Raw genomic sequence first — 16,133 nt, 5'->3', positions numbered from 1 at the left:
GCCGACCTGGCAGAAGGCGGTCCCCCATGACCCTCACCCGTCGCGACGTCCTGAGAACCACCGGCGCCCTCGCCGCCGGCAGCGGCCTGACCGGCCTGGCGGCCTGCAGCGGCAGCGGCGCCGGAAGCGGCGACAACGGCTCCGCCGGCTCCCCCGACCGGGGCGAGATCTCGGTGTGGAGCTGGGCCGGCCCGGCGGCCGAGCTGCGCGCGCTGCTTCCCGCGTTCAACGCCCAGTACCCGGACATCAAGGTCACCGTCGAGGACATCGGCAACCCCGCCATCTGGGACAAGATCACCACCGGCCTGGCGGCCGGCGGCGCGGGCCTGGCCGACGTGCTGCACATCGGCGTCGACTACCTGCCCGGCTACGTGGAGAAGTTCCCGGGCGGCCTGGCCGACCTGTCCCAGCTCGGCGCCGACCAGTACAAGGACGCCTTCGCCCAGGGCCTCTGGGCGACCGTCTCGCCGACCGGGAAGCGGGTCAACGCCCTTCCGTGGGAGGCCAATTCGGCCGGCTTCTACTACCGCGCGGACATCTTCGAACGGGCCGGCGTCGACGTGAAGTCACTGGACACCTGGGACGACGCGATCGAGGCCGGAAAGGTCGTCAAGGCGAAGACCGGCACGTACCTGCTGGGCATCGACAAGCCCGCCTCCGTCCCGGACGCCGCCAACTTCTTCCAGTTGCTGCTGCAGCTCCAGGGCGCGTTCTACTTCAACCTCGACGGTGCGATCACGCTCGACTCGGCCGAGGCCGTCAAGGCGATGACGATCATCAAGCAGCTGAACGACGCCGGCCTGGTCGCCGACGCCTCCGGCGGCTGGAACGCCCTGATCAGCTCCATCAAGGCCGGCACCTCGGCGGTCCTCCCGTACCCGACCTGGTTCGGCGGCATCATCGAGGAGACCGTCCCCGGGGAGAAGGGCAAGTGGGGCGTGCGGCTGCCCCCGGCCGTCCGGCGCGGCGGCTCCACCGCCGCCACCGTCAACTCCACCCACCTGGCGATCGCCGGCAGCAGCAAGCACCGGGCCGCCGCCTGGAAGTTCGTCGAGTTCGCGCTCACCCGGCCCGCCTCGCAGGTGAAGATCTACCAGGAGAAGGGCATCGCGCCCGCCCTGATGAAGGCCTACGACGACCCGGTCTTCCACACGCCCTCGGAGTTCTTCGGCGGCCAGCAGAAGGCCGAGGTGTTCCTGGCGGCGCTCAAGGCCCCGTCGCCCGCCTACAACTACAGCGCCGACTACGCCCGCGCGCTCAAGGTGGTCACCGACGCGCAGACCAAGGTGCTGCTCAAGGGCGCGGACCCGGCCGAGGTGCTGAAGCAGGCCGCCGACCAGCTCGCCCGGCAGACGGGCCGCAAGGTCGTCCGATGAGAGCCGGTCGCCGCCTGGCGCCCTACGCCTTCGCGCTGCCGGCGCTCGCCCTGTTCGCCGCGTTCAAGCTCTACCCGATCCTCCGCTCCTTCGTGCTGAGCCTGCACCGGAGCGTGGACGGCGCGGACACCTTCGTCGGCGCGGACAACTACGTCCGGCTGCTGCACGACCCGCTGTTCTGGACGGCGCTGAAGAACACCGGCGTCGTCCTGGTCATCCAGGTCCCGGTCATGCTGGCGCTGGCCACCGGCCTGGCCGTGGCCCTCAACTCCCGGCTGCTGCGCGCCCGGGCGGTGTTCCGGCTCGGCTTCTTCCTGCCGATGGTCACCGGCCTGGTCGCCTACGGCGTGGTCTTCGCCGTGCTGCTCAACGAGAAGTACGGACTGGTCAACTGGCTGCTGCAGGGCATCGGCTCGGACGCCGTCCCGTGGCTGACCGACCCGCTGTGGGCGAAGATCTCCCTGGCCCTCGCCCTGACCTGGCACTACACCGGCTACAACGCGGTCATCCTGCTGGCCCGGCTGCAGTCGGTCCCGGCCGAGCTGTACGACGCCGCCGCCGTGGACGGCGCCGGGCCCTGGCGCGCCTTCCGGCACGTCACCCTGCCCGGGCTGCGGCCCGCGCTGCTGCTGACCGTGGTGCTCTCCACCATCGGCACCCTGCAGATCTTCGACGAGCCGTGGATCCTCACCCGCGGCGGGCCCGACAACGCCACCCTGACCATCGGCGTCTACCTCTACCAGAACGCCTTCAGCTACTTCGACTTCGGCTACGCCTCCGCCATCGCCTACGCGCTGGCCGTCCTGATCGGCCTGCTCGGCCTGGTCCAGTTCAAGGTGCTGGGAGACACGTCATGACACCCGCCGCCGGCGCCCCCGCCCGCCGCCTGCGCGGCCTCACCCTCAGCTGGGGCCTGGCCCTCGCCCTCGCCGCCGTGCTGGTGCCGTTCTACTGGCTGGCCGTCGCCGCCACCCGCAGCAGCGCCGAGATCTTCGGCTCCCCGCCGCCGCTCACCCCCGGCGGCCACCTGACGGCCAACCTGCGGAATCTGCAGGAGCACGCGCACTTCGGCCGGGTGGTGCTCAACTCCCTCGCCATCGCCGCCGTCTACACCCTCGGCGCGGGCACCGTGTGCACGCTGGCCGGCTACGCCTTCGCCAAGTACCGCTTCACCGGCCGCAACACGCTGTTCGGCCTGCTGATGCTCGGCCTGGTCGTCCCCGCCCAGGTCACCCTCGTCCCGCTGTTCCAACTGATGGCCGACCTGCGCTGGCTGAACACCTACCAGGCCGTCGTGCTGCCCAACCTGGCCCTGCCGTTCGGGATCTTCCTGATGCGCCAGTCGATGGGCGCCCTCCCCGACGAACTGCTCGACTCCGGACGCGTCGACGGCTGCGGCGAACTGCGGCTGTTCCTCAAGGTGGTGCTGCCGCCGATGCGGCCCGCGCTCGCCGCACTCGGCATCTTCCTGTTCCTGTTCCAGTGGAACGACTTCGTCTGGCCGCTGATCGTGCTCCGGGACAGCGACTCGCTCACCATCCCCGTCGCGCTCGCCTCGCTCAAGGGCGTCACCGACACCGACTACGGCGCGATCCTGGCCGGCACCGCCATCGCCGCGCTCCCCGTCGCGGCCGTCTTCCTCACCCTGCAGCGCCACTTCGTCTCCGGCCTGCTGGCCGGCGCCGTCAAGGAGTAACCACTGTGACCACCCAGGCCCCCGAGGCCGTGACCACCGCCGAACTCGGCCGGGCCCGCTACGCGCCGCTGCTCGACACCGTCGAGGCCGCCGTCCTCGCCGACGGCGCCGACACCCCCTGGCACACCACCGAGGACGACCCCGGCCTGACGGTCCTCCAGGTGCACGCCCCCGGGGCGGCGGTGGAGATCCGCCTCGCCCTCCCGCTCGGCGACACCGCCGGCTACTGGCACCCCGGCGCGGACTGGCGCCGCACCCCCGTCGCCGACTGGGAGGGCCGGGCCCGGGTCGGTCTGGTCAAGGGCCTGGCCGCCGGCTGCCTCTACGACTCCACCGGCGCCACCCTGCTCGCCTTCGCCGCCGCCGACCCCGTCCCCGAGGCGGCCCTGCGCTACGGCGTCTCCGAGGAGACCGACCGGTACGTCGTCCACCTCCACCTGGCGCCCTCCGAGCGGCCGCACCGCGTCCTGTTCGCCCCGCGCGCGCCCGGCGTCGCCGCCGCGCTGCGCCCGCTGCGCGCCTGGTACCGGGCCCGCACCGCGGCGATGCCCGTCCCCGAGGCCGCCCGGCTGCCGCTCTGGTGCACCTGGTACGCCTACAACCAGCAGGTCACCGCCGCCGAGGTGGAGCGGCAGACCCGGCTCGCCGCCGAACTGGGCTTCGGCGCCGCGATCCTGGACGACGGCTGGCAGCGCCACGCCCACGGCCGCGGCTACGCGGGCGTCGGCGACTGGCTCCCCGACCGGGACAAGTTCCCCGACCTCACCGCGCACGTCGCGGCCGTCCGCGGCACCGGCCTGCGCTACCTCGCCTGGATCGCCCCGCTGCTGCTCGGCCCGCAGGCCGACTGCCACGCCGCATGGGCCCCGTACGCCACCCGCCCCGCCGGCGTCCCCGGCGCGCACGTCCTCGACCCGCGCCGGCCCGAGGTCCGCGCCCACGTCGTCGACACCTGCGTCCGCCTGGTCCGCGAGCACGGCTTCGACGGCCTGAAGCTCGACTTCCTCGACGAGGCGATGGTGTACGCCGAGGACGGCGGCGCCGAACTCGGCCCCGCCCTGGTCCGGTTGCTCACCGAGCTGCGCACCGCGCTGGAGGCCGTCCGGCCCGAGCTGCTGCTCGAACTGCGGCAGCCCTACGTCGGCCCCGCCATGGCCGAGTTCGGCAACCTGCTGCGCTCCTTCGACTGCCCCGCCGACACCACCGCCAACCGGGTCCGCACCCTGGACACCGCGCTGCTCGCCGCCGGCGGCGCCGTGCACAGCGACCCGCTGCTCTGGGCCGCGGACGCGCCCGTGGAGACCGCCGCGCGCAACCTGATCAGCACCCTGCACGCCGTCCCGCAGGTCTCCGTCCGCCTGGACGCGCTGCCCGCCGAGCACCTCGACGCGCTGCGCTTCTGGCTCGCCCAGTGGCGCGCGCTGCGACCCCAACTGCTGGACGGCGTCGTCGAACCGGGCCGCCCCGACGAGCTGTACCCGCTGGTGGAGTCGGTCGCCGACGGGGTGCGGGTGGTGGACGTGCACGGCGAGCTGGCCGTGCCGTACACCCCCGGGGAGTTCACCGAGACGGTGCTGGTCAACGGGAGTGCCGCGGACCGGGTGGTGATGGACGTCCGGGGCGGACCGGCCCCGACGGAGATGGCGGTGCACGCCCCCGACGGCCGTATGATCGACCGAATCCGGACCGTGCTGACGCCGGGCCTGCACAGCGTGCCGGTGCCCCGCACGGGGCTGGCCCGGATCCGGGGCGGCGAGCAGGCGGCCCGGCGGATCGTCCGGTGAAGGTGAGGACATGAAGATCGGCATCGTCGAGATCGCCGCGCACGCGGGCGTGAGCGAGGCGACCGTCAGCCGGGTGATCAACCGTCGGCAGGGCGTGGCGAAGAAGACCCGGGACGCGGTCGAGCGCGCCATGGCCGACCTCGGCTACGAGCGGGCCGTGGAGGGCCAGTTGGTGGCCGTGATCACCGAGCACGTCTCCAACCCGTTCTTCGCCGACGTCGCGGAGCGGATCGAGTCGGCGCTCGCCCCGCACGGCCTGAAGACCGTGCTGTGCCCGTCCTTCGCGGGCGGCGTGCAGGAGCGCGAGTACATCTCGGCGATCATCGACAAGGGCATCGCCGCGGTGGTGTTCCTGTCCGCCTCCAACACCGTCGAGGGCGTGGACACCGAGATCTACGAACTGCTGCGCTCGCGCCGCATCCCGTACGTCGGCGTCAACGGCGAGTTCGCGGACGGCGTGCCCGTCCCGGTGTTCTCCACCGACGACCGGCTGGCCGCCGAACTCGCCGTCGACCACCTGCACCGGCTCGGCCACCGCGCCATCGGCATGGTCTCCGGCCCGGCCGGCAACCGGCCCGCCGACCGGCGGGTGCAGGGCTTCCTGGACTCCACCGCCCGGCGCGGCGCCGCCGACCCCGGGCACCTGGTGGTCCGTCAGTCCTACACCGTGGAGGGCGGCCAGGCCGCGGCCGGCGTGCTGCTCGACCGCGGCGCGACCGCGATCGTGGCGGCCAGCGACTTCCTGGCGCTCGGCGTGGTCCGCGGGGCGCGCCGGCTGGGCCGCTCGGTGCCCGGCGACGTCTCGGTGGTCGGCTACGACGGCTCGATGATCACCGAGTTCACCGATCCGCCGCTGACCACCGTCCGCCAGCCCGCCGACCGGCTGGCCCTGGAGGTCGGCCGCAGCGTGCTGGCGCTGGTCGCCGGCCGGGACACCCCGACCGGCGAGCTGCTGTTCGACCCCGAGCTGGTGATCCGCTCCACCACCGGCCCGGCGCCGACCGCCTGAACGGCCGACCCGCCCGGGCGCGTCCGACGGTGCGTCGATCCGGCCGCGCCGGGCCGGAGTTGACCGGTAGTCGGCGTTCCGCCGGCACCCGTCCGGGTATCACCGGGACATGGGAACGCACTTCCTCACCGGCGCGGGCTCCGGCATCGGCGCGGCGGTCGCCGAACTGCTCTGCGGGCGGGGCGAACAGCTCTGGCTGCTGGCCCGGGACGAGAGCGCCGCGGCCCGGCTGCGGGAGCGCTTCCCCGGCAGCCGGACCGTCGCCGCCGACCTGGCCGAACCGGCCGCGCTGGCCGGCGCGCTGGCGGCCGCGGCGCTCCCCGAGCGGATCGACTCGCTGCTGCACGTGGCCGGGGTGGCGGACTACGGACCGGTCGCCGACAGCGCCGCCGCGCAGTGGGCGGAGACCCTCGCCGTCAACCTGCTCGCGCCCGCCGAACTGACCCGGCTGCTGCTGCCCGCGGTGCGGACCGCCCGCGGCCACGTGGTGTTCCTGAACTCCGGCGCCGGCCTGCACGCCCCGCCCGGCCTCGCCGCCTACGCGGCGTCCAAGTTCGCGCTGAAGGCGCTCGCGGAGTCCCTCCGCGCGGAGGAGCACGTCCACCGGGTGCGGGTCACCACCGTCTTCCCCGGCGAGGTCGACACCCCGATGCAGCGGCGGCTGCACGAGCGGTTCGGCATGGCGTACGACGCGGCCGCGTACCTGTCGCCGCGCTCGGTCGCAGCGGCGGTCGCCACGGTGCTGGACCATCCGCACGACGGGACGCTCAGCGACCTGATGATCCGCCCGAACGGCTGACCGTCACCGCTGCGACCCGCCGGGGCCCGCGCCGCCGACCGCGCGGGCCGGCGGCGCCGGGGGCCCCGCCAGCCGCCAGCCGCCGTCCCCGAGCTCCAGCACCCGGTCGGCGCGCGCGGCCAGCGCGGCCCGGTGGGTGACCGCAACCACCGCCCCGGGACGGCGGCGGAACGCCTCCAGCACCCGCAGCTCCGCGGCGGCGTCCAGGTGCGCGGTGGCCTCGTCCAGGATCACCAGCCGCGCCGGACTCAGGTAGGCGCGCACCAGCGCCACCAGCTGCTGCTCGCCCGGGGAGAGCACCGCGGCGGACACCGCGGCGGCCAGACCCCCGTGACGGTCCGTCAGGGCCTGCGAGCCGAGCGCCCGCAGCGCGGCCTCCACCTCCCGCGCCGACCGGTGCGCGGCGGGCCACCGCAGGTTCTCGCCCAGCGTGCCGGCGAACACGTACGGGTCCTGCGGCAGCAGGACCCGCAGCCGGGCCAGCTCGGCGGCCGGCAGCCGGTCGGCCGGCGCGCCGGCGATCAGCACCCGTCCGCGGTCCGGCGCGAGCAGACCCGCCGCGATGTCGGCGAACGTCGACTTCCCCACGCCCGAGGGACCCACGACGGCGAGCGTCTCCCCGTCGGCGACCACCAGGTCCAGGTCCCGCAGCACCGGCGCCGGCGAACGGCCGTACCGGAAGCCCACCCCGCGCAGCTCCAGCGCGGCCCCCGACGCCCGCGACCGCGCCCCCGGCCGGGGCACCGACGGCGGGGCGTCCCGCTCCGCGGTCGCGGCCAGCCGCTCCGCCGCCACCGACATCCGCAGCCAGGACGGGCCGACGCCCTGCACCAGCAGCCGGAGCGCCGGCTCCAGGGTGCCCAGCAGGTAGGCGAGCGCGCCGAGCAGTTCCCCGGTGGTGGTCCCGTGCCGCAGCAGCACCGGGGCGGACAGCACCAGCGCCGCGAGCGGGCCGTGCACCCCCAGCGCCACCAGCAGGTGCCGCAGCACCGCCAGCCGGGCCAGCGCCCGCCCGGCCGCCTCGTTCGCGGCCACGTCGGCCAGCACCTCCGCCGCCGCGCGCTGCTGCGCGCCGCACGCGACCAGGTCGCGCAACGCCCCGGTGGCGCGCAGCGCCGACGCCGCCACCGCCTCCTCGGTCGCGAACAGCGCCCGCTGGGCGGCGGCCGTCCGCGGCGTGAGCGCACCGAACGCCGCGACCGCGACCAGCAGCGGACCCAGCACCGGGACGACGGCGGCCGGGGCCAGCGCGGCCGTGCCGGCCACCACGGCCAGCACGGTCAGCGCGACGTGCGACACCAGCAGCAGCTGGCCGGCCAGGCTGTCGCGCACCGCCTCCACCTGCCGGGTCACCTGCGCCACCGCGACCGCCGCGCCGTCGCCCCGGCCGCGCGGCCCCGGCCCGCCGCGCAGCAGCCCGGCCGCCGCCGCCGTGACCAGCCGGTCCCGGGCCGGCTCGACGATCCGGGCCAGCGGCCGGTACGCGCGACGGGTCGCCCACGCCGACAGGACGGCGCCGGCCGCGAACACGCCGAGCCACAGCCACGCCGCGGGCGCCCGGTGGGCCAGGAATCCGCGGTCGACGGCCAGCGCGAGGGCCTTGCCGGAGACCGCGGCGGGCGCCGCCGACAGCACCGTCCACCCGCCGAGCGCGGCCAGCGGACGGCCGCTGCCGCGCAGCGCGGCGCGCAGCAGGGCCGGGCCCGGCCCGCGCCCGATCACTGCGCGCCCCGCACGGCCGGGGCCGTGGCGAACAGCGCCCGGTAGCCGGGCTCGCGACACAGCACGGCGTGCGGCGCCACCGCACGGACCCGACCGTCGACCAGCCAGGCCACCGCGTCGGCCCGGCCCGCCAGCACCGGGCTCCGGGTCGCGCACAGCACGGTGCGGCCGGCCGTGGCCTCCCGCAGCGCGTCGGCCAGCGACTCCTCGGCGGCCCGGTCGAGGGCGGAGGTGGCGTCGTCCAGCACCAGCAGCCGGAAGTCCCGGCACAGCGCCCGGGCCAGGCCCAGCCGTTGGCGCTCGCCCCCGGACATCGGGGCGTCCGCCACCGCGGTCCGGTACCCGGCCGGCAGGCGGCGCACGAACAGGTCGGCGCCGGCGGCCCGGGCCGCAGCCGTGTACCCGGCCTCCGGCACCGTGTCCTGACCCAGCGTCAGCGCGTCCGCGACGGTGGCGCCGAACAGCACCGGGTCGGTGAACGCCACCGCGACCGCCGCACGCAGCTCCTCCGGGCGGACGGCGGCCAGGTCGACGCCGTCGAGCCGGACCTCGCCGGCCGCGGGGCGGGCCAGCCCGGCGGCCAGCGTCGCCAGGGCGGAGGTCGAGGCGTCGTCGGCGCCGACCACCGCGGTCCAGCGGCCCGCCGGCACCACCAGGTCGACGCCCGCCAGCCGCGGCCGCCCGCCGGCCGGGGAGCGGACGGCGCGGAACTCCAGCCGGCCGCCGCCGGCCGGCAGCGGCACCCGCGCGAGGCCGGGCGGCGCGGGCGCGGCGGCCCCCGCGACCCGCGCCGCGCCCGCCCGCGCCCGGGCCAGGTCCAGCAGGCTCTGGGCGGCGCCGAAGCCGCCCAGGCCGAGCGTGGCGTACGCCGTGACCGCGGCCAGCCCGCCCGGGCTCAGCCGGGCCGCCGCGAGGTCGGCGCCCGCCGCCAGCAGCACCGCCACCTGCGTCACGGGCACCAGCAGGCCGACCCGCCAGGCGGTCGCCCGCTGGCTGCGCCACAGGCCGTGCCCGTGCCGGGACACCTCGGGCAGCGGTTCGAGGACCCGGGCCAGTTCGGCCCGGACCGCCCCGGCGGCGGCAATGCTGCGGCTGCCCCGCAGGGCCTCCACCAGGGCGGTGGCGATCGCGGCCTGGGCCGCCTGGTAGGCCTCGCCGTGCCCGGCGGTCCGCATGACCTGACGCCGGATCAGCAGCCAGCCGGCGGGCGCGGCCAGCAGGAAGGCGCACGCGGGCCGCGGCGCCAGCAGGAAGAGGCCGACGACCGCGCCCGCGGCCGTCACCAGCTGGCCCGCCGTGTGGACGACGGCGGCGCCGGCCAGGGCGGCCTGCGGGGCGCTGCCGGTCAGCCGGGCCGCCAGGTCGCCCCGCTCCGGCAGGCCGGGGGCGCCGGGCGGATCCGCGACGGCCCGCCGGACCACGGCCCGGCGCAGCCCGGCCGTCACGGCGGCCGCGCCGCGCGGCGCGGCGTACTGGCTCGCCGCCTCGGCGGCCGCGAACAGCAGGACCAGCGCCACCAGGGGCAGCGCGGTGCGGGGCCCCGCCCCGGCGGTGGCCCGGTCGACGGCGCGGGCGAGGACGGTCGGCAGCAGCAGCGCGCAGCCGGTGCTGAGCGCGGCGGCGCAGGCGAGCGCGGCGGTCCAGCGCCGGCCCAGGGCGAGGACGGGTCGCAGCGCGGCGGTGGTCACGGGGCCGGCAGCGGGACGGTCGGCGGGCACGGGCGCTCCCGGGGGTGCCGCGGGGTGGGCGGACGGCAGGTGCCGGCCGTGCGGCGAACCGCACGGCCGGCCGTTCTGCTCAGAGGCAGAGCAGGGTGCTCACGGTGCTGTTGGTGCAGTTGACCGCGCTCAGGGAGCTGAGGACCGAGCGGTACTCGGTGGTCTCCTCCGGGGTCTCCAGCGCCTGCAGGTCCAGGATCGCCATGGCTGTCTCCTTCCTCTCACGGTGGTGCGGTTGTCTCCCCGGCGGTCGCCGGAGTCGGTGGGCGGCAGGGTCCCGGCCGCGGGCGGGGTCGGCCCCGGGGCGTGCGGACGGTGCGCACGGCGGGTCGGGGCGGGAGGGAGCCGGACGGCGGCCGGTCAGGCGGGGCCGGCGGGCCACCACGGCATCGGCGGGGTGCCGTCGTGGACCGCGGCGAGGGCGGTCAGCACTCCGGCGGTGCCGGTGGCGAGGTCCATCGACAGGCGCAGCAGCTGCTCGCCGGGGAACACCGGGCGGTCCTGACGCGGCAGCACGTGCCAGGCCAGCCGCCGGACGTGGCGGCGGATCAGGTCCGCGGTGCGCGGGTCCGGGCGGTCGCCGCCGGCGGCCAGCAGGGCGATCAGCCCGGCCCGGCCGTTGAACAGGCCGGGCTGCACGATGAACTCGGGCTCCGCCGCGGCCCGGATCAGCGCCAGCCGGTCGGCCAGCTCCGGATCGGGCCGGTGCCGCAGCAGGGCGTCGGCGACGGCGCCGATCCCGGCGCTGCCGGTCTCCAGGTAGGGCAGGACCCGGCTGCCGTCGTCGACCTGCAGGGTGCCGTCCTCGGCGACGATGCAGCGTGCGAGGTCCTGGTCCAGCGCGGCCCGGGCCAGGTCGAGCAGCGCCGGGTCGGGCCGGAGGCCGAACATGCGCAGCAGCAGCAGGGCGGTGCCGGTCGGCCCGTGCAGCAGCCCGACCCTGGCCCCGGGCCCGCTCGGCGGGTCCTGGCGGAGTGCGGCCACCGCCCGGTCGGCGCTGTCGGCCGCCGCGGCGAGCAGCGCCCGGTCGCCGGTGGCCCGGGCGAAGTACAGCTGGGCCAGTCCGATGCCCGCCAGGCCCGAGGACAGGCCGGTGCCGTAGCCCTCCGGGTCGTCCTTGCCGAGCCGGTCCATCAGCTCCAGCGCCGCCTCCCGGCGCCCCAGCAGGTCGAGGACCCAGGCGGTGCCGTGCGCCCCGACGAACAGGCCGGGCCGGCAGGGCTGTCGCCGGACCGCCTCGACCAGCCAGTCCAGGTGCGCCGGGTCCGGCTCCGCGCCCACCGTGTGCAGGGCCCACAGGACGCCGGCCGCACCGTAGGCCAGGCCGAGGCCGTCATGGGTGAACTGGGCCGGGTCGCCGGGGAACAGCCGGTCGGGCCGCTCCGGCGTGGCGGCGCCGGTGACCGCCCCGACCAGGCCGTCCCGCAGCCGCGGCCAGCTCGCCGGGGACCCGTCGAACAGGTCCTCCACGGCCGCCAGTTCGGCCTCGGGCCGGGGAACGGGGCGGGCGGCCGCCGGTACGGCCGGGACCGGGTCCGGCAGTTGAGCCGTCGTCAGGGCGAACCGCGCCCGGGCGGCCCGCCGCAGCGCGGCGTCCTTCGCCGGGTGCAGCGCGGTGAGCGGCAGCAGCGGCAGGAACGCCCACAACCGCAGCGCCGCCAGGGCGTGCTCGTCGACCGCGAAGCCGGTCAGTCCGGCCGGCGCGGCGAACCCCGCCGCGCCCAGCGCGGGGCGCACGAACGCGGCGGCGGGGGAGGCGAGTTCGAAGTCGACGAAGGCCACCGAGCCGTCCGGGCGGACGATCAGGTTGCGCGGGTGGAGGTCGCCGAACACGATGCCGCGCGCGTGGATCGCCCGCAGGCCCCTCTCCACCTCGGCGAGGACGGCGAGGGCCTCCTCGCGGTAGGCCGTCACCGCGGCCCGGTCGGCGTCCGGCCGGACCAGCGGGTAGCGCCGCCCGAACCAGCGGTGCAGGCCCTCGCCCTCGACGTACTCCTGCACCAGGAACCGGTGCTCCCAGGCCGTCAGGTCGCCCAGCACCCGGGGCACGCAGTCCAGCCCGGACAGCGCCTCCAGCACCCGCTGCTCGCGCACCAGCCGGGTGGTGGCGTCCTCGCCGCGCTGGTCGAGCCCCGCGTGCGGCCGGGCCTCCTTCAGGACCACCTGCTCCCCGCCGCCGGCCGGCCGGGCCAGGTAGATCCCCCCGGCGTTGGAGAAGTGCAGCGCGCGCTCCACGGTGTACGGGAAGTCGTCGACGCTGCTGCGGCCGGCCCCGGCGACCGCGTCCGCCAGCACGGCCGGAACCGGCGCCCAGTCCGGCAGTTCGAACACCGCCCGCCGCACATCGGGCCGCAGCCGGCCGGACGGCTCGCGGAACGCCAGCACCAGCTCGCCCTGCTCGTCGCGGCAGAACTGCTCGGTGAACGCGCCGTAGCGCAGGTACAGCGGTCCGCGCCGCCACCGCAGGTCACTGAGGACGTACGGCCCCGGCGCACCGTCCAGCGCGGCGTCCAGGTCGTCGAGACATCGCTCCAACTGCGCGTCGCCGACCGGGTACAGGGTCATGAACTTGCCGCTGGAGCCGCGCGAGGCGTACTTGGCGTTCTGGGTCTGCACCAGCGCGGGGCCGCGCAGGAACTTGTATGCCACCCGGTGCTCGAAGCAGTACGGGCGCACCGTGTCGAGGACGCGCTGCGCGGTGTCCAGCCGGGCCGACACGTGGATCTTCCATCCCTGGTCGGGCAGCGTCGGGCCGTCCGGCCGGAAGCCCGCCCACACCTCCTGCAGGCTGCGGGTCCAGCCGGCCGGCACGGGCTCGGCGAGCTCCGGGAACTCGTCCCGGGCGGCCCAGGCGACCGGCGAGTCGTAGAAGACCGGATCTGCATACGAATACGCCTCGTAGCGCATGTCCATGGGAACGCTCCACGACAGGTGGCGGACGGAGGAACGGCGACTCCGGCCCCGGGCACGGGGCGGAGCGGAACGCGTGGGGGAGGGATGCGCGGGCCGGGGCGGGACAGCGGACGTCCGGACGCCGGCCGGGGCAGGGGGCGCCGGAGCCGGCCGGGCAGCGGAGCCCGGGCCGGGGTCAGCCGCCCACCGAGAGTCTGGAGCCGGCGGCCCGCGCCTCGCCAGGGGTTGCGGGGCGGATGGCCGGATCCCGGGGTCGCACGGCGCCCGGGTCCGGGACCGGCGGTGCTGAACTGCGGTGATCGCGGCACGTGTGCGCGCGGTCGCCGGACGGGACTGCGGGGCGGCGCCCGGAACGCGCCCGCCAGCGGGGGAGCGGCGCCCAGGGGTCGGCCGCGCGGGCGGCGCCCGACGGGCCGCGGATCGGCCGAAAAGCGGAGCGCACGGCCGCCCGGCCGAGCCCCCGCCCGGGGAACCGCTGTCCGATATCCGACCGGCGCACCGTCGGCGCGGGCGGCGCACCGCCCCGGCCGCGGCGGCCGAACACCGCCCGGCGCCGGCGGCGGCGCGCCCCCCGAGCGCCCGTCACGAACCGTCGACAGCACGCGGTTCAGTCAACTCGGCTTTGGTGAAACGAAACTGACATGCAATCAATTTCCGCGGCGGTGAGGGCGATCAGCGCCATGTCGTCGCTGAGGCGGTCCGCCCAGTCGACCACGTCGCGCTCCAGGAACCCGACCAGCTCCTCGGGGCCGTCGAGCCGCCGGGTGGTGAGCCGCTCCAGCAGCGGGTAGAACTCGCCGGTGCCGTTGCGGGCCTCGGTCAGGCCGTCGGTGTGCAGCAGCAGCGCCCCGCCGGGCTCCAGCGGCAGCCGGACGGGCGTCAGCTCGCCGGTGCCGAACGCGCCGTAGCCGAGCGGCAGTCGGGCGGGCACCTGGGCGGTCACGGGCGCCGCCCGGCCGAGCTGCAGCGGCGCCAGGTGGCCGCAGTTGACCACCTCCACCGCGTCCTCGTCCGGGGCGTGCTGGAGCAGCAGCGCGGTGGCGAACAGCTCCTCGTCGCCGCGCGCCTGCGCCGTCCGGGCGGCCTGCCGGTCCAGCCGGGCCGCCAGTTCGGCGAGATCGGCGGTCTCATGCGCCTGCGAGCGGAAGCATCCCAGCAGGTCGGTGACGGTCCGCACCGCCTCCAGGCCCTTGCCGCGCACGTCGCCGAGCAGGATCCGGGTGCCGTACGGGGTGTGCACCGCCTCCAGGAAGTCGCCGCCGACCGCACAGCCGACGTCCGCCGGCCGGTACCGGGCGGCCAGCCGCAGCGCCCCCACCTGCTCCGGCACCGGGTGCAGCACCGCCCGCTGCAGCGCCGCCGCACTGGCCCGGCTGCGGGCCAGCCGCTCCGCCTGCTGGCGGCGGGTCCACAGCACCAGGCCGCTGACCGCGCCCACCGCCAGCGCGGCGACGATCGTGCCCGGCCGGTGCGCGTCCCCCCGCCCGGCGACCGCGACCATCAGCAGGTACTCGCCGCCCGCCGCGACCGCCACCCCCAGCGCCACCACCGGCAGCCCGGCGACCAGCGCCGCCGCGCCGACCACCGCGGTCGCCACCCACAGCAGTTCGCGGGCGTCCGCGGGCCCGGCGCCGGTGCTGACCGCCGAGGTGGCGGGCAGCGCCTGCGCGGCGGCCGTCCCGATCAGGATCGACACCGGGTGGAAGGCCGCCGACGCGCCCAGCCGGGCCCGCGGCAGCGCCGCCAGGAACATCGACATCTGCGGCACCTGGGCCAGCATCACCCCGAGCCCGGTCAGCGCGGAGGCGGCGCAGCCGAGCGCCAGCGCCGCGACCGGGGCCCCGGGCAGCACCTGGAACAGCACCAGGCCGAGCGCGGCCAGCGGCAGCCCGAGCGAACAGCCCGTCAGCGGCGCGATCCGGCGCTGGCGCACCAGCAGTGCCCCGACGAACCCGCCCAGCCCGAACGCGGACAGCACCAGCGCGACGAACACCGGCCCCTGCCCCGGGCGGGCGGCCAGCACCGGGACCGCCAGCGTCAGCGCGACCTGGGTGAAGCCGACCGCCAGCCCGGTCGCCAGCGCCATCGAGGAGACCCGGAGGGGCAGCGAGACCATCGCGGACCGGGACCCGGACCCGGCCGAGCGGTACCGGTGCAGGGTCAGTGCCAGCCCGACCGCCCCGGCCGCCAGCAGCGCCACCGTCCGCGGGTCCGCCCACCCCCACACCGGCGCGACCAGCAGCGCCGAGACCGCCGCCGAGGCCACCCCCGCCCCGCCGGCCAGGAACAGCCGGTCCAGGCGCACCGGTTGTGCGGCCGCCGCGGCCGCGGGCAGCCGCCCGGCCAGCGGCAGCAGCGCCAGCACCACCACGGCGGCCAGCGCGGCCGTCGCCCGCAGCGCCGTCGCGGACGGGGTGTGCGGCACCAGGTTCGCGCCCGCGAAGAACGCCAGCGCCATCGCCGCCAGCCACCCGCCGAGCGCGCGGGTCATCCGGCCCGGCGTGGTCAGCGCCGCCACCGAGGACAGGCAGACCACGAACACCGCCGCCACCCCGACCGTCACCGCCGCCAGGCCCAGCAGGTACCACCAGGCGGAGAACGCCAGTGCCTGCGCGGCCAGCCCGGCCGCGAACACCCCCAACGCGACCCGCAGCACCGGCCGCGCCCCGTACACGTCGGTGGCCCGGCCTGCCGCGAACAGGGTCACCGCGGTCGCCGCCGTGCCGAGCACCTTCATCGCCGTGAGCCGGCCGTCGGTCAGCTCGAACGCCGCCCGCGCCACCGGCGTGGCGGCGCCCTGCATCAGCGGCACGGTGACGTAGAACGTCGCCGCCACCACCAGCAGCAGCGGGACCGGCAGGCGCCGGGCGGACCGGCCCGCTCCGTCGGACCGCTCGGACACGGCAAGGGCGGACATCGAGGTGCACCTCATTTTCCCAGGGAAGAGGGTCGTATCGCCCCCACTTCACAGGCTGCCTGGCGGCGTATATCTGGGATAAGTACCGAAAGTCCCCTGTCCGCCCGGGCCGTCCGACCCGGGGGGGCCGGCCGTCGACGCCGCCGCGGCCCCCGGGGTCGGACACCCCGGATTCCGCCGGACGGGCGGGCCCCGGCAC

At 76.8% G+C, this 16,133-nt stretch carries 11 protein-coding genes; 6 read left to right on the top strand and 5 right to left on the bottom strand.

The features are described from left to right. Positions 1 to 26: 26 nt before the first annotated feature. The 6 genes from BX266_RS03305 (at position 27) to BX266_RS03280 (ending at position 6,664) form a co-directional block, all read left to right on the top strand. Entirely contained in the window at positions 27 to 1,376 is a 1,350-nt protein-coding gene (locus BX266_RS03305) for an ABC transporter substrate-binding protein (RefSeq protein ID WP_099897429.1), read from the top strand. Beyond that, positions 1,373 to 2,233 (top strand): carbohydrate ABC transporter permease, encoded by an 861-nt coding sequence (locus BX266_RS03300; protein WP_099897428.1) that lies wholly within the window; start codon positions 1,373 to 1,375, stop codon positions 2,231 to 2,233. Before BX266_RS03305 ends, BX266_RS03300 begins: the two co-directional genes overlap by 4 nt. Then, a complete protein-coding gene (locus BX266_RS03295; RefSeq protein ID WP_099897427.1) occupies positions 2,230 to 3,072 on the top strand; it encodes a carbohydrate ABC transporter permease in 843 nt (280 codons plus the stop codon). Before BX266_RS03300 ends, BX266_RS03295 begins: the two co-directional genes overlap by 4 nt. A gap of 5 nt (positions 3,073 to 3,077) precedes the next feature. Beyond that, positions 3,078 to 4,856, top strand: coding sequence for a glycoside hydrolase family 36 protein (locus BX266_RS03290; protein WP_099897426.1), 1,779 nt, complete (start codon positions 3,078 to 3,080; stop codon positions 4,854 to 4,856). A 10-nt stretch (positions 4,857 to 4,866) separates the two neighbouring features. After that, positions 4,867 to 5,865, top strand: a complete 999-nt coding sequence (locus BX266_RS03285) for a LacI family DNA-binding transcriptional regulator (RefSeq protein WP_099897425.1) — start codon at positions 4,867 to 4,869, stop codon at positions 5,863 to 5,865. Positions 5,866 to 5,974: 109 nt separating this feature from the next. Further along, entirely contained in the window at positions 5,975 to 6,664 is a 690-nt protein-coding gene (locus BX266_RS03280; RefSeq protein WP_099897424.1) for an SDR family oxidoreductase, read from the top strand. Between the two features lie 3 nt (positions 6,665 to 6,667). Here the strand turns inward: BX266_RS03280 and BX266_RS40745 are convergent, their stop codons facing one another. From BX266_RS40745 to BX266_RS03255, 5 genes are all read right to left on the bottom strand, one after another. Beyond that, positions 6,668 to 8,386: an ATP-binding cassette domain-containing protein gene (locus tag BX266_RS40745; RefSeq protein ID WP_099897423.1), complete on the bottom strand. Its 1,719-nt coding sequence runs from the start codon at positions 8,384 to 8,386 to the stop codon at positions 6,668 to 6,670. After that, on the bottom strand, positions 8,383 to 10,104 hold the full coding sequence (locus BX266_RS03270) for an ABC transporter ATP-binding protein (protein WP_259464515.1): 1,722 nt from the start codon (positions 10,102 to 10,104) through the stop codon (positions 8,383 to 8,385). Before BX266_RS03270 ends, BX266_RS40745 begins: the two co-directional genes overlap by 4 nt. A 79-nt stretch (positions 10,105 to 10,183) precedes the next feature. Continuing rightward, positions 10,184 to 10,309, bottom strand: coding sequence for a SapB/AmfS family lanthipeptide (locus BX266_RS03265; RefSeq protein WP_099897422.1), 126 nt, complete (start codon positions 10,307 to 10,309; stop codon positions 10,184 to 10,186). 155 nt (positions 10,310 to 10,464) lie between these two features. Continuing rightward, positions 10,465 to 13,017 carry a class III lanthionine synthetase LanKC gene (lanKC, locus tag BX266_RS03260; protein WP_259464514.1) on the bottom strand — a complete coding sequence of 851 codons (2,553 nt, stop codon included), beginning with the start codon at positions 13,015 to 13,017 and terminating at the stop codon, positions 10,465 to 10,467. A 607-nt stretch (positions 13,018 to 13,624) separates the two neighbouring features. Continuing rightward, positions 13,625 to 15,934 (bottom strand): SpoIIE family protein phosphatase, encoded by a 2,310-nt coding sequence (locus tag BX266_RS03255; RefSeq protein WP_099897420.1) that lies wholly within the window; start codon positions 15,932 to 15,934, stop codon positions 13,625 to 13,627. Positions 15,935 to 16,133: the final 199 nt, after the last annotated feature.

The sequence above is a fragment of the Streptomyces sp. TLI_171 genome (assembly GCF_003610255.1).
In the GTDB taxonomy this organism is placed as follows: Bacteria; Actinomycetota; Actinomycetes; order Streptomycetales; family Streptomycetaceae; genus Kitasatospora.
The sequence above is the reverse complement of the archived record's forward strand: the minus strand, read 5'-3'. Positions and strand labels throughout refer to the sequence as shown.